A 13,864-nucleotide genomic window follows, 5' to 3' on the forward strand; every position below is an offset into this window, starting at 1 on the left:
TTCACTTCCTTTAATGAATTGGTTGATGAATAGTTACTAATTTTGTTCCATCAGGAAAAGTTGCCTCAACTTGAATATCTGATATCATGTCTGCAATACCATCCATAACATCTTCAGCACTTAAAATGTTTTTTCCAAGCTCCATTAATTCCGCTACATTTTTACCATCTCTTGCTCCTTCCAAAATTTCATACGTAATAATAGCGATACTTTCTGGATAGTTTAACTTAAGTCCCCTCTCCTTTCGTCGATAAGCTAAATCAGCCGCAACAACTACTAACAGTTTATCAATTTCTCTTGGCGTTAATCTCATTACAATCTTCCTTTCTGAAGTATTTTAAAACTAAGAATATTCTAAAAATAAAAGGTGTATTTTCAATGTCCTTTCCGTGTTTTCTCCATGTTTTTTTTGCTATCACTCAAATAAAAAAGAGCCCCTCGGCTCTTTTTTTATTTTCCTTCATTCTTCTCTAGCACATATAAATCTTCTTCGATATTCGTTAATTTCTCACTTACAAGCTTTCTTGCATCTCCAATTGCTTGATTGTATGCAAATGGTCCAACTAATTTAATCATTTCTTCTATTAAACGCTCTGCTTGGAAACGTCCAATTTCATCTAAATCTTCTTCCATGAAAAATTGCTGAATTTGCGCTACAAGCTCTTCTTTTTTATCATTTGGTATTTTTATATTCATCATCGTTGTTACTCCTCTATATTTAAGATAATATCTTCCTTAACTCTACCATAGAAAAACGATTACCAGGACAGCTTTTTGTAACTCCTTCTAACTCTCTATGACCGAGTATATTTTCTTTCTTTATAGCAAATTGTTTCATAAACATTTTGCATAAAGAATATAATGCATTCACTTGTGCAGGAGTAGGATCGTATTTATCGAAATTTCCCGTCATACATATTCCAATTGTATGACGGTTATGATCTTTCGCGTGCGCACCAATATGTAAACCTCGCCCTTCCACTACAGTTCCGTCCTTTTCGATAAAATAGTTGTAACCAATCCCGCTCCACCCTCTTACAGTTTGATGAAATTCATGCGTTTTATACACGTCCCATCCATCTTCAGCTGTATGGTGGATAATCAGTTGATTTACTTTTTCTAAAGGAACTAATTCATCTTGAAATGTTAGATTGACATATTTAATTTCCATTTAAACTGCCTCCTCTTAAAAATCAATCATAATAATCGTTTTATCATCTGGCCTTATTCTCTTTTCCACTTCTAGCTCTTCAATGATTGCTACATATTCGTTTATACTATTCTTTCTTATATATGCAACAGTTTGTTCTAGTGGCCAATCTGGGTGGAATAACCCGTCTGAACAAATAAAAATCCCACTCACTTCATCTATATGTAATTCACCATGTTGTAAATAATGTATCGCTTCTTTCATTCCATTTGCAACTGAATAACCATTTGGCATATTTGCAAGATAACGATTGTATTTTAACTGTTCTCGCACATCTTGAAAAACATATTCTTCTGGTACAGATAACCCTTTTTTACGATCCTCTTCCCTTTTCCTTTTTGCTCGTTTACTAATTCCTTCAACTGTGTCTTTCGTTAATACTTGCATCGTTCCATTTTGAAAAGTTGCGACAATCATACAATCCCCAAGCTGCGCATATTCAATTGTCTCACCATCTATTTGAACTGCCGCAATACATGTACACCACAAATGCTCTTTCTTTCTCGTATCTACTTTATATTCCAACATTTTGCTTTGCAATGCTTCATTTGCTTTTGCAACTGCAAATCGTAAACTATGATTCTCTCGTAATGAAGTAAAATAACTTGCAAATAAATGCGAAGCGATGTATGCTCCATTATGTCCCTTTTCATCCTGAAACGGAACGAGGGGTGTTGCACCATCACACACACCATACATCCTTTTATTCTCATTACAAAAATAAGAATCCTCACATTCTTGCTTCAACGGGCTTTTCTGTTGATATGTTTTTATCTTCAAAACTGTATCCCCTTTCAAACGATAAAATACTCAAATTCTTTTGATTAATCTAATTTACCTAAATAAACTGTTTTTACCCAAAACTTTCAATATCATATATAATCTTGAAATAATATGAATTTTTCAGTGAAGGACGGGAAAGAAATGGTCAGATTCCTTGGTGTTATTATCGGTTCTATTATTATTGCGGTTGCCTTTAATCTTTTCCTTATCCCCCACAAAATTTTAAGTAGTGGAATTGGCGGAATTGCTATTATTTTAGGGATTGTAACCCCTGTAAACACAGGCATTATTAACTTTGTATTAAACTTACCTATCCTTATTTTAGGGTACATAGGTCTTGGAAAAAAAGTAATTTTTAACACAGTTGTCTCTGTAGTTGTATTATCTGTTGCATTATACTACGTTCCAGTAAAAGTCGTAGCAACAGATCCATTGTTATCTTCTATCTTCGGAGGTGTCATCGCCGGAGCTGGTATTGGTCTTGTTTTTAACTGTAATGGATCCACTGGTGGATTTGATATTATCGGTATGCTTTTATCCCGTAAGCGAGACATTAAACTTGGCGGATTCCTTATTGTTTTAAATACAGTCGTTGTAATAATCGCAGGATTCTTCTTCACCTGGGATGTTGCACTTACAAGCTTACTTTCAATTTATGTAACTGGTAAAGTAATTGATGCTGTTCATACAAAACATCGTAAAGTTACACTTATGATTGTAACAAATGAAGCAGAAAAAATGAAAAAACAACTTCTTTCAACTGTTGTACGTGGAATAACGTTACTTGATGGCGAAGGTGCTTATTCAAGCGAGAAAAAGCGTGTACTTATGACGGTCGTTTCTCGTGAAGAATTAGCAAGTATGAAACTAACAATTTCTGAAATCGACCCGAATGCATTCGTGAATATTACAGAAACTGTAGAAGTGTTAGGACTTTTCAGAAGAAGTTAAAGACTAGGTGGGAATCCACCTAGTCTTTATTTTGAATAAACTCAATTCGGTTTCCAAATGGATCTGACACGTAAAATCGAATTACATCTGGCCGTGCATAATCATCAATCACTTTAACACCTTGCTCTATAAGTGTTTGCTTAAATTCATTAATTTCATTCACATAAAAAGCTGGATGAGCCTTTTTATGTGGTGTAAAGTTCCGCTCGACACCAATATGGATTTCTTGATTTCCACATTTAAACCAACATCCACCTCGTTTTTCCAACTCTTCTGGCTTTGGAATTTCTTCCATACCAATCGTATTCCCATAAAAATCACGCGCCTCTTCTTCACACCCTACAGGTGCAGCTACTTGCACGTGATCAATCCCTCTAATATAATTTTTCATGTTCCATCCCCTCCTCTACCCTTATGTTATAACGAAAGCATTTCAATGTAACTTACAAAGAAATAATAAAACGATATAAGCTTCTCTTATTACTGCATTATATGTTTTTAGTAAAAAAAGAAAATAAATTCAATTCTGTAACTTTATTTTTTATAGAAATATAGGTTATACCTATATTATAGTTATGAATAGACAAATCTTTTTAGATGCTATTTGTACGGAGGAACTATTATGAGTCGTAAAAAATATTCACCAACTCAAAAAAAACGTCATCCGAACATTTCTAGACGTTTACGAAACCATATACAAGATCGTTCATTAACAGAAATGTACGCATCTCTGTTCGAACACAATCCTGATAGTATTATTTCATTAAATTTAGAAGGAGTTATCCTACATATAAATCCTTCTGCCGAAAGAATATTAGGTTACACTTCTTTAGAATTAGAACAGAAAAATATTACCTCTATTTTAGAAGCCCATATTTCTGAGCAAGTATTACAAAATATAAAGAATACTGAAGCGGATAATCAACAAGAATATATCTTATCTATTTATCATAAAAATGGATTCTTATTAGATGTTGTGACAAAACTAGTTCCTATTTTTGTTCAAAATCGTCTTACTGGCGTATATGCTATTATGAAGCCGCTTGAAAAATCAGAAAGAATTGAGAATATGCTAAAAGAAAGTGAGAAGAGATTACGTACATTAGTAAACTCCATGCCTGCGTTTGTTATATTTAAAGATCATGAAGGGCGCTGGCTTGAGGCAAATGACTACGCACTTTCTTGCTTCAATTTCCATCATGTACCTTACCACGGGAAAAAAGATAGCGAACTCATTCAATATAATGAAGCATACCGAGAAGCTTTTTTACATTGTGAAGAAATCGATGAACTAGCATGGCAACAAAGACAAATTCTTCATGGCGAGGAATTTATTATACATAGAGATGATTTCGATCTAATCTTAAGTATATCAAAAGTTCCGCTTTATCATCCTGACGGTTCTCGCAAAGGTCTTATCGTAATGGGGAGAGATGTTACTGAGCTAAAAGAAACTGAAAAGTTACTACGAAAATCTGAGAAGCTCGCAGTAGTCGGACAACTGACAGCTGGAATTGCCCATGAAATTCGAAATCCACTCACTTCTCTAAAAGGTTTTCTAACGTTGCTCCTCCCTGAAATAAGTGAGGAGCAACAATGGTATATCGATGTTATGTTAAGTGAGATTTCACAAATGGAATCCATCACGAGTCAATTTATGGCGATGTCTAAGCCACAAGTATTATCTATCCAAACTTGTAACATACAAACTTTAATTGAAGAGGTAGTTACATTTATTTTACCGACTGCAATTATGCATAGCGTTCATATCATCATGGATCATTTTGATTACGTATATGATATTCAATGTGACGGTAACCAATTAAAACAAGTTTTTATAAACATATTAAAAAATGCGATAGAAGCGATGCCAAATGGCGGAAATATTTTCATCCAAACAAAACCATTAGAGGATAATTTCATCTTAATACGAATTATCGATGAAGGTTGCGGCATTCCAGAAGATCGTATCTCCCGTCTAGGCGAACCTTTTTATAGTTTAAAAGAAAAAGGTACAGGACTAGGATTAATGATGTGTTACAAAATAATTGAAGAACATCATGGTAGATTACACATTTCAAGCGAATTAAATAAAGGTACGATTGTTGATATTGAGCTACCACTTTCTTCATCTCATCTTGCAATCCAGTCTTAAATAAAAAAGAAGCATCTGCTAATCGTTAGCAGATGCTTCTTTTTTTAAATGCTTTGTCATACCACTCTTTTGCTTTTTCTACTTCACCCATCGTTAATTGATGCCCTCGATTTTCCCAATGCATTGTTACATTCGCATTTGCATTTTCTAATAGTACCTTCAATTCCTCTGATTCTGCTGATGAACAAATTGGGTCATTTGTCCCAGCTGCAATAAACACAGATTTCCCTGCTAAATTTGCTAATTGCATTCCTCTTCTAGGTACCATTGGGTGATGAAGCACAGCACCTTTCAATGCATTTTCGTAATGGAATAATAAGCTTGCTGCGATATTTGCTCCATTCGAATAACCGATAGCTACAATGTTATTTCTATCGAATTTATATTCTTTAGCCGCTTCATCTAAAAATTCATTTAATTCCTTCGTACGAAAAATTAAATCCTCTTCATCAAAAATGCCCTCTGCTAATCGGCGGAAGAAACGCGGCATCCCATTCTCTAGCACATTTCCTCTAACACTTAATACCGCCGATTCCGGATCAACTATTTCTGCAAGTGGTAGTAAATCTAATTCATTACCACCTGTGCCATGAAGTAATAACAACACTGGTTTTGACGTATCTTTTCCTTTTTGAAAAACATGTTTCATCATAATTCTGTTCCCCCTTCAATCACTTTAATCTAAATTTCTCACTTCAAATGGTAAAAGCGTTTGTTCAATCTGTTTTCTATGTTGTGCATATTGTTCCGGTAACTTTAATTCCTCACCCATCGACTCTAACGATTCATCATGAGCGAAACCAGGAGGATCTGTTGCAATTTCAAATAAGATTTCACCATGTTCTCTAAAATAAATCGCGTTAAAATAATTTCGATCTTGTACAGGAGTTACGTGATATCCAAAACGCGATACATGCTCTTTCCAGTCTAGCTGATCAGCATCGTCACTCGCTCTCCAGGCGATATGATGAACTGTGCCAACGCCCATTTGGCCACGACCGATTGTTGATAATTTCAAATCAATAATATTCCCAATGTCAGCAGAAGAACGGAATCGAACAAATTCACCCTCTTCTCCAATTTTCTCAAGACCCATAATATGTTCTAACAATTCAGCTGTTTTTTGAGGCTGTGTAGATAAAAGAACAGCACCTCCAAAACCTTTAATTGCTACTTCTGGTGTAACTTCTCCAAAACTCCAATTATTTAATTCACCTTCTTCTCTTTCAACTAATTCTATATGCAAACCATGCGGATCATCAAATTCTAAATACTGCTCTCCAAAACGAGTCATTTTTGTATACGAAACATCAAATTTTTCTAATCTATTTTCCCAAAACTCCATTGCACCTTTTGGTATAACGTAAGACGTAATTCCTACTTGACCATCCCCAATAATACCTTGACGAGCACCTGCCCATGGGAAAAACGTAATAATTGTTCCAGGTTTTCCTCCTTCATTTCCAAAATAAAGATGGTACGTTCCTGGATCATCAAAATTCACTGTTTGTTTCACTAAACGTAACCCTAATACCCCAGCATAAAAATCTACATTTTCTTGCGGATGCCCTACAATCGCTGTAATGTGATGGATTCCCATTGTTTTCTTTTCCATTTCTTCCACTCCTTTTTTATTTCATTATAAAAATTGTTTTACATTTAAATTCATTATTCATTTTGTCCATACTACAAAGTAAAATCTGTCATTGCAATTTTATCTTGAATTCGAGATATTAATTATAAAATTACGTATCTGCGCCTAACCAACTAATTTATCTTGAATTCAAGATAAATTCTAAAAAATATTTGTTCGATTTATAACCATCATAAATTTTTATTATGAATGTTATTTATCTCGAAATCAAGATTTATTATAAGTTACTTATTTTTTATTGTCAATAAGTCCTTACTTTCATTTTACATGTAAAAAGAGTAAACGCTATTCATCGTTTACTCTTTTTGCAAATCATTTCGTTTCTTCTTCCAGTACTGCCTCCATCTCATTAAATTCACGATGAACTGCCTTAACGGGTTCTTTCGTTAATAAACTTATAACGATAACAGTTAATAAACTACAGAAGAATCCAGGTACCATTTCATACATAATTGCTTTTAAACTTGGAATTTGTACCCATGCTATAACAACTACTGCACCAACAATCATACCTGCAAGAACGCCCCACTTGTTCGTCCTTTTCCAATATAAACTTAATAAAATAGCTGGTCCGAATGCTGAACCAAATCCAGCCCAAGCATAACCTACAAGTGTTAAAATTGTATCACTTGGATGATACGCTAAAACAACTGCAATCATAGCTACTACTAATACTGATAATCTACCGATAAATACAAGTTCTTTGTCACTTGCGTTACGACGGAAAAATGTTTTATAAAAGTCTTCCGTTACTGCACTTGAAATAACAAGTAATTGTGAGGAAATACTACTCATAATCGAAGCCAAAATAGCTGATAATAAAAATCCTGTAATGTACGGATGGAATAAAATATTTGAGAATGTTACAAAGACCATTTCTGGGTCTTGTAATGTCGCATTATTTTTAGCATAATAAGCGATACCAATTAGACCAGTAAGCATTGCACCTATAATTGAAATCGTCATCCAACCGATACCGATTCTACGAGAAGTCTTTAAATCTTTAATAGAGGTAATTGCCATAAAGCGGACGATAATATGTGGTTGACCAAAATACCCAAGTCCCCATGCTAAAAATGAAATAATACCAAGTATCGTGGTCCCTTTAAACATATCTAAATGCGATGCATCGACTTGCTTAATCGTATTAAATGTTTCTGTTACACCACCGACATCCGTAAAAGCAACAATTGGCACTAGTACAAGCGCAATAAACATAATACAACCTTGCACAAAGTCCGTCCAGCTTACAGCTAGAAAGCCACCGAATAGTGTATACGCAACAACGACACCCACTGTTACAAATAAACCAATTTTATAATCAAGGTTAAAAGAATTTTCAAACAAACGTCCACCTGAAACTAAACCAGCCGACGCATAAAATGTGAAAAATACTAAAATGACGATAGCGGAGACAAAACGAAGTATTTTCGTACGATCTTTAAACCGGTTCTCTAAAAAATCTGGAATCGTAATTGAATCATTTGCCACTTCTGTATAAGTTCGTAAACGTGGGGCAATGATTAAATAGTTTGCATAAGCACCTATTAATAAACCTATCGCAATCCATACACTTGATAATCCTGTTGCATACATCGCACCAGGTAATCCCATTAGCATCCAACCACTCATGTCAGAAGCACCAGCTGATAAAGCTGTAACTGCTGGACCAAGTCCCCTTCCGCCTAACATATAATCTGATAAATCGGATGTCTTCTTATAAGACCAATATCCGATATACAACATACCTGCCATATAAATAGCAAGCGAAACCATAATTTCAATCTTCACCAAATCTCTCCCTTATTCCATAAGCCATTCAAAATTTCGAAAAATGACTTTTTCTATTTTCTTGTTTTCGCTTATGGTTCCCTACCTTAACAAACATTTTTTGTTCTTTCAAGTGAACGAGCACTTTTCATTACATGTGAAAATCTTTATAAACGCCTTTATCCCAGTGGATTACAATGATTTTCTAAGAAATTAAAGTAAAAATATTCAAAAAATAAAACGATGTTTTTTCACACCTTATTTTCATTCGTTTACCCGATAAATTTTAAAAGAAAAAGCCATACAAATGTATGACTTTTAGCTTATTGACATCTCAATTTTCTCTTTCTCTACATATACTTTACGAAATTTCATATAGCATCCAATACGCCAGGGTACTATATAACAAACCGCAAGAGTGTAGAAAAGAATGCCAATTGACTTTGGATCTAAACCTTGTAAATGTCTTCTAAAATAAGCACGTAAAAGAACGATAACTAAAAATGTAGCAATAAAAGCGATACTTTTTTTCGCATAAATTTGACCATCTTCTCTAACTTCATACCCACTTAAAATAATAAGTGGAATTGACAATAACAGACCGATCCCAGCTGCTATACCAATTTGCCAACCAACAAGTTGTATCGGTGCAGCATATAAAGAAAAACCTGGTAATAAGAAGAATAATGGCAATAGTAATCGTCTTCCTTTATTTTTAATTGGTCGATTCATAGAACGCATGCGTCTAAATATAACGAGCCCTATGACGAGTAAAAAAATTGTAATACTGTACGAACCTTGCTGCACGTGAATCTCTCCTTAAAAATAGTCATTTTTAAAAATACTCCCCTATTATACTCCTAATTTTTCCAAACAATATGATTATTCCTCTGAAAAATCTTACATATCAAATATACTTTTAGATTTAATTTACTATAGGAAACAATTCCGAAAGAGGAACTACTCTCCCCATCTCGTCTTTAAACACAATATGCTCTCTAGTTAAATGGCGCGGGCTCTTCACTCCCGCTGCCGCTGCTAATGAAAATAAACTATATCTCATACTAATAATATAATTCATGACTCGCCACTTCTTCTCATACGGATCTAACGCTTTTTGATAATGCGGATTCGTCGTGGCCACACCAGATGGACATTGGCCAGAATTACATTGAAGGGCCATAATACAGCCGCTTGCCATCATAAATCCGCGGGCTGAACTTACAGCATCCGCCCCAATCGCTAAAGCAATTGCCACTTTATCTGGTGTGATTAATTTACCCGATGCAAATACTTTAAACTTGTTACGGACACCATAATGGTTTGCTGTATCGATAAATGTAAGTAATGCTGGAATAAGCGGCAGTCCCATACAATCTGCCATCGATTTATAAGTTGCTCCTGACCCGCCTTCTGAACCGTCTATTGTAATAAAATCTGGGTAAATGTTTAGTTCTTTCATTGTTTTTATTAAATCTTCCAAAGGCTCCTGCTGACCAATTACAATTTTCATTCCAACTGGTTTACCGCCGCTTTCTTGCAACTGTTGAATAAAACAAAGTGTATCCGTTGCATTCTTTAAAAATGAAAATCGATTCGGTGAATTAATCGTCTCTCCCTTTCGGACGTTGCGAACAGAAGCAATTTTCTCATTTACTTTTTGTCCCTCTAGATGACCACCACGTATTTTAGCACCTTGCCCAAATTTCAATTCGAATGCTCTAATATTACTTTCTTTCGCTTTCTCCATGAATTTTCCCATTGAAAAATCACCGTCCTCATCACGGTATCCAAATAACCCTGGACCAATTTGCGCAACGATATTTGCTCCTGTATGTAAATGTTCTGGAATAACGCCGCCTTCACCAGTATTAATCCACGATCCGCCTGCCATTTTTGCTCCAAAACCACTCGCTAAAATATAATTTTCTCCAATCGCGCCGTAAGAAGTCGCAGATGCACCAAACATGCCATGTAGCTTCCACGGATATTTACGGTTCTCACCGACTATAATTGCATCATCTTCTTCATACAGCCAAAGATTCGTTGTATCCGCTGTCAATTTTTCTTTTCTTGAAAATAATCCTTCTTTATGAATCACGTACTTTCTACCTTCTCGCTCTTGCGTGAAATTCACACTTAATTCCTCAGTTAATATCGGAAATAATGTATTAGCAATATAATAGCCAGAAGCTTCAAAATCTCGTTTTGATCCAAAACCAAGTATTTCAGAGCGGTATTTCGCTAAAAACATAACACTTTGAAAATCATAACGTGAGAAAGGCTTTCCATCCGTATCATGATCAAACCAATATTGCCGAAATTCAGGCCCTATCTTTTCCAGTAAGTAGCGCATTCTTCCTAAGTACGGATGTAATTTTAAAATAGAATGATGTGTTCGTTTTTTTATAAAAAATGTAATGATAAAAAAGACGATTAAAAGCAACATTAAAAATAGTAATATACTAATAATAACGAGTAGCGTTTCACTCATCCCGCTTCCCCCTATGAAATCCCATAATAAAAGGAGAACACTCGATGTGCTCTCCTTTTATCTTTATTCATACTAACGTAGCAAGATGCTCTTTTGCATCATATTCAACTAAACTTTCAGCATGTTTAATTCGATGAACAAAGTCTGGATTTGCAATTAACGGTCTTCCGAATGCCGCTACATCAATCGTTCTTTCTTGCAACGCTTTTTCGGCCTCTTTCGGATTTAAATTACCAACTCCAACAATCGTACCATCCCAATATTTTCTTACTAATTGATGAAAATTCTTTCCGTCAGCAATCTCTTGCGTATAATTCATCGTTGAAGGATGGATCATCGTTAATCCAACTTCTTTGAACATATTTACGAACGTTTCAATTGCAAGCTCAGGGTTTTCCCACATATAAGTAGGATTATCACCTTTGAAAGCAGAGAAGCGAAGAAGTGTTTTATTAGCTCCAACAGCTTCTATTACAGCAGCCGTTACTTCTTTCATAAACGTTAACCTTTGTTTTAAATTACCGCCATATTTATCTGTTCGCTTATTCGCAGACTCATACGTAAATTGATCAATTAAATATCCGTGTGCACCGTGAATTTCTACTCCATCAAATCCAGCTTCGATTGCATTTTTCGCAGCTTGTGCGTATTGACCAATCACTTCTTGTATTTCTTCTAACGTCATTGCTTCTGGCGTATCAAACGGTTTACGAAAACGTGGAACATTTCCCTCTGCAGCGATAGCAGATGGTGCTTGCGGCATTTGGCCACCAATTATTTCATGATGACTCATACGCCCAACATGCCATATTTGAGCAATAATCGTCCCGCCTTCTTTATGTACTGCCTCTGTAACAGGTTTCCAAGAATCGATTTGTTCTTGTGTATAAATTCCTGGTACTCCTGGATTCCCTTTCGCTCTTGGACTAATGACAATTCCTTCTGTAATAATTAATCCAACTCCGTCAGCAGCACGCTTTCTATAGTATTCCACTACATCAGCACCCACTGCTCCAGTCTCATTATCTGCAAAGCATCTTGTCATTGGTGCCATTGCTATACGATTACGAAGAGACCAAGCTCCAATTTGAATTGGATCAAACAACTTTGTTTCTTCAACGTTTTCAAAAGATCCCCCAGCGTTTACATTTGTTCCTTCATAAATACTCGCTGCTTTATTACTTGAACTTGTCATCTTTCTTCCCCCTAAAAAATCTTACTATAATCGCATCATACTTACTTTTAGATAGTAACGTCAATTTTTACGACTTTACAATAAAAAATTCGAATATCAAAAAAATAAAATGCTATAAATAATATTAAAAAGGTTTCCTTAGAAGGAAACCTTTTTTCAGAGTGTTGGGAAACCCTTTAGGGTTCCCCACACTCTGGAATCATTTTGATTTTAGCGAATAAAAACAACATAAAATAATAGAGTTTCAAAAAAATAGCCCTCCACCAGACCTTTTTTGGTCAGATGGAGGGCTATTTTTTTCATGTTTTGACAAGTTGCGGTGAGATAAGCCTGCATTTGGACAGACTTCAGCCCCCGAAATCGAGCATATCGATAGCCATGTAGTTCTTTGGCGTCCGCAAAGCTTCGCTCTATAGTTGAACAGCGTACTTTGTACAACTTTTTCCCTGTAACTGTTAGTTTGTTTTTTCTAGCGATATCCTTATATTTCTCCCATATATGATGAGTGATAACTTTTTGTTTTTGTTTCTTTGAAAAACATACCTCACGTAGCGGACAAACAGCGCAGTCTTCTGGGTTGGATTTATAGTGACGATATCCTTCACGATCCGTTGTCGCATACTCTAAAATACACCCCATCGGACAAGCAAATGCATTCATTTCTTCTACATATTTAAATTGGCTTTTTGGTACTTCTTTATTTCGTTTTCCAAATCGGCGATACCCCATCACCATAAATATATTTCTCTCCGATAATTTCTTACAGATATACCCTGTAAAATAGCCTGCATCAAGAGCTACAGCTTCCACTTTAAATCCGAATTTATCAATTTGAGCTTGTAGACGCGCTAAATATGGCTCGGAATCTGCCATATTTCCAGCCGTTACATAAGTATCTGTAATAATATTGTACTTCGCATCAGTCGTACGATGGTCTAAGAAATGAAAACCGTTCGGTTTTCCATCTCTCATTAAAAATCCACTATCTGGATCCGTAGTACTTATACGAGTTTTTTTAGTGGGAGTATCACTTTCCTTTCTGGGTTTTAATTCTTTTTTTCGTGTACCTCACGATCTTCAATTACCGCAGCTTCTAGTTCATCTATATAAAACTTTGCCTTTTCTTTTTTATATTTATGTACAAACTTATTTTTATTAGCATTGGCCTTAATGTGCGTAGAATCTGTCATCAGCGCACGTCCTCCCACCATCCGGTGCTCTGTCGCTTGCCTCACGATCTCATCAAAAATTTCTTCGAAAATATTTGTATGAATAAAGCGAGTACGACGATTCCAACTGATTGTAGAATGATCCGGAATAGTATCTGATAGAGAAAACCCTAAAAACCAACGGTAGGCGATATTCGTTTTAATCTCTTTTTCCAATTGACGCTCCGAACGAATACCGTAAAAATATCCAATAAACATCATTTTAAATAAAACGATAGGATGGATTGACGGACGTCCATTGTTTTCACAGTAATAAGGGCGTAACTTCTCTTCAATAAAATCAAAACTAATTGTCGCTTCGATCGCACGAAGGAAATGATCTTGTGGAACCAACTCTTCTACAGAAACAGATACACGTTCATCACGATGATTTTTTAAAGCACCCATCATAAAAAATCTCTCCTTTACCTCTTTTTATCAGTG

At 35.4% G+C, this 13,864-nt stretch carries 14 protein-coding genes; 2 read left to right on the forward strand and 12 right to left on the reverse strand.

All coding sequences use genetic code 11. The annotated features are described in order from the left end of the window. Positions 1-10: 10 nt before the first annotated feature. From MHI26_RS18505 to MHI26_RS18520, 4 genes are all read right to left on the reverse strand, one after another. Entirely contained in the window at positions 11-313 is a 303-nt protein-coding gene (locus tag MHI26_RS18505; protein WP_001241327.1) for an urease subunit gamma, read from the reverse strand. Positions 314-450: 137 nt separating this feature from the next. Then, entirely contained in the window at positions 451-699 is a 249-nt protein-coding gene (locus tag MHI26_RS18510; RefSeq protein WP_000981064.1) for a DUF2164 domain-containing protein, read from the reverse strand. Positions 700-718: 19 nt separating this feature from the next. Further along, positions 719-1,171 (reverse strand): peptidoglycan recognition protein family protein, encoded by a 453-nt coding sequence (locus MHI26_RS18515; protein WP_000404192.1) that lies wholly within the window; start codon positions 1,169-1,171, stop codon positions 719-721. 15 nt (positions 1,172-1,186) lie between these two features. Beyond that, entirely contained in the window at positions 1,187-2,008 is an 822-nt protein-coding gene (locus tag MHI26_RS18520; RefSeq protein WP_061665793.1) for a protein phosphatase 2C domain-containing protein, read from the reverse strand. A gap of 126 nt (positions 2,009-2,134) precedes the next feature. Between MHI26_RS18520 and MHI26_RS18525 the strand changes: the two genes are divergently transcribed. Continuing rightward, entirely contained in the window at positions 2,135-2,944 is an 810-nt protein-coding gene (locus MHI26_RS18525) for a YitT family protein (RefSeq protein ID WP_000251348.1), read from the forward strand. Positions 2,945-2,963: 19 nt separating this feature from the next. On the opposite strand, the gene MHI26_RS18530 is transcribed toward MHI26_RS18525, so the two are convergent. Next, positions 2,964-3,335, reverse strand: a complete 372-nt coding sequence (locus tag MHI26_RS18530) for a VOC family protein (protein ID WP_000800782.1) — start codon at positions 3,333-3,335, stop codon at positions 2,964-2,966. Positions 3,336-3,566: 231 nt separating this feature from the next. Between MHI26_RS18530 and MHI26_RS18535 the strand changes: the two genes are divergently transcribed. Then, a complete protein-coding gene (locus MHI26_RS18535; protein WP_061665794.1) occupies positions 3,567-5,099 on the forward strand; it encodes a BA3702 family sensor histidine kinase in 1,533 nt (510 codons plus the stop codon). A gap of 25 nt (positions 5,100-5,124) precedes the next feature. On the opposite strand, the gene MHI26_RS18540 is transcribed toward MHI26_RS18535, so the two are convergent. From MHI26_RS18540 to MHI26_RS18570, 7 genes are all read right to left on the reverse strand, one after another. Further along, the gene (locus MHI26_RS18540) at positions 5,125-5,751 is read right to left on the reverse strand and encodes an alpha/beta hydrolase (RefSeq protein WP_061665795.1); all 627 of its coding nucleotides are present in this window, start codon (positions 5,749-5,751) and stop codon (positions 5,125-5,127) included. Between the two features lie 24 nt (positions 5,752-5,775). Beyond that, on the reverse strand, positions 5,776-6,714 hold the full coding sequence (locus MHI26_RS18545) for a ring-cleaving dioxygenase (RefSeq protein WP_061665796.1): 939 nt from the start codon (positions 6,712-6,714) through the stop codon (positions 5,776-5,778). 351 nt (positions 6,715-7,065) lie between these two features. Beyond that, entirely contained in the window at positions 7,066-8,544 is a 1,479-nt protein-coding gene (gene putP, locus MHI26_RS18550) for a sodium/proline symporter PutP (RefSeq protein ID WP_061665797.1), read from the reverse strand. 297 nt (positions 8,545-8,841) lie between these two features. Further along, positions 8,842-9,330 (reverse strand): cytochrome c biogenesis protein CcdC, encoded by a 489-nt coding sequence (locus tag MHI26_RS18555; protein ID WP_001183916.1) that lies wholly within the window; start codon positions 9,328-9,330, stop codon positions 8,842-8,844. 118 nt (positions 9,331-9,448) lie between these two features. Next, positions 9,449-11,017 carry an FMN-binding glutamate synthase family protein gene (locus tag MHI26_RS18560; RefSeq protein ID WP_000005155.1) on the reverse strand — a complete coding sequence of 523 codons (1,569 nt, stop codon included), beginning with the start codon at positions 11,015-11,017 and terminating at the stop codon, positions 9,449-9,451. Positions 11,018-11,084: 67 nt separating this feature from the next. Then, positions 11,085-12,212: an alkene reductase gene (locus MHI26_RS18565; RefSeq protein WP_061665798.1), complete on the reverse strand. Its 1,128-nt coding sequence runs from the start codon at positions 12,210-12,212 to the stop codon at positions 11,085-11,087. 210 nt (positions 12,213-12,422) lie between these two features. Further along, positions 12,423-13,831, reverse strand: a protein-coding gene (locus tag MHI26_RS18570) for an IS1182-like element ISBth7 family transposase (protein WP_097821175.1) whose coding sequence is annotated in 2 segments (ribosomal slippage) — positions 12,423-13,273 and positions 13,273-13,831 — 1,410 coding nt in all. Because the reading frame shifts where the segments join, the coding sequence is not laid out codon by codon here. Positions 13,832-13,864: the final 33 nt, after the last annotated feature.

The organism is Bacillus sp. FSL K6-1218 (assembly GCF_038006445.1).
Lineage (GTDB): Bacteria > Bacillota > Bacilli > Bacillales > Bacillaceae_G > Bacillus_A > Bacillus_A thuringiensis_S.

What these genes read in the sequence shown, in the direction of transcription:
- MHI26_RS18505 (WP_001241327.1), bottom strand. Translation starts at nt 313, where the DNA reads ATGAGATTAACGCCAAGAGAAATTGATAAACTGTTAGTAGTTGTTGCG.
- MHI26_RS18510 (WP_000981064.1), bottom strand. Translation starts at nt 699, where the DNA reads ATGATGAATATAAAAATACCAAATGATAAAAAAGAAGAGCTTGTAGCG.
- MHI26_RS18515 (WP_000404192.1), bottom strand. Translation starts at nt 1,171, where the DNA reads ATGGAAATTAAATATGTCAATCTAACATTTCAAGATGAATTAGTTCCT.
- MHI26_RS18525 (WP_000251348.1), top strand. Translation starts at nt 2,135, where the DNA reads ATGGTCAGATTCCTTGGTGTTATTATCGGTTCTATTATTATTGCGGTT.
- MHI26_RS18530 (WP_000800782.1), bottom strand. Translation starts at nt 3,335, where the DNA reads ATGAAAAATTATATTAGAGGGATTGATCACGTGCAAGTAGCTGCACCT.
- MHI26_RS18535 (WP_061665794.1), top strand. Translation starts at nt 3,567, where the DNA reads ATGAGTCGTAAAAAATATTCACCAACTCAAAAAAAACGTCATCCGAAC.
- MHI26_RS18540 (WP_061665795.1), bottom strand. Translation starts at nt 5,751, where the DNA reads ATGATGAAACATGTTTTTCAAAAAGGAAAAGATACGTCAAAACCAGTG.
- MHI26_RS18545 (WP_061665796.1), bottom strand. Translation starts at nt 6,714, where the DNA reads ATGGAAAAGAAAACAATGGGAATCCATCACATTACAGCGATTGTAGGG.
- MHI26_RS18560 (WP_000005155.1), bottom strand. Translation starts at nt 11,017, where the DNA reads ATGAGTGAAACGCTACTCGTTATTATTAGTATATTACTATTTTTAATG.
- MHI26_RS18565 (WP_061665798.1), bottom strand. Translation starts at nt 12,212, where the DNA reads ATGACAAGTTCAAGTAATAAAGCAGCGAGTATTTATGAAGGAACAAAT.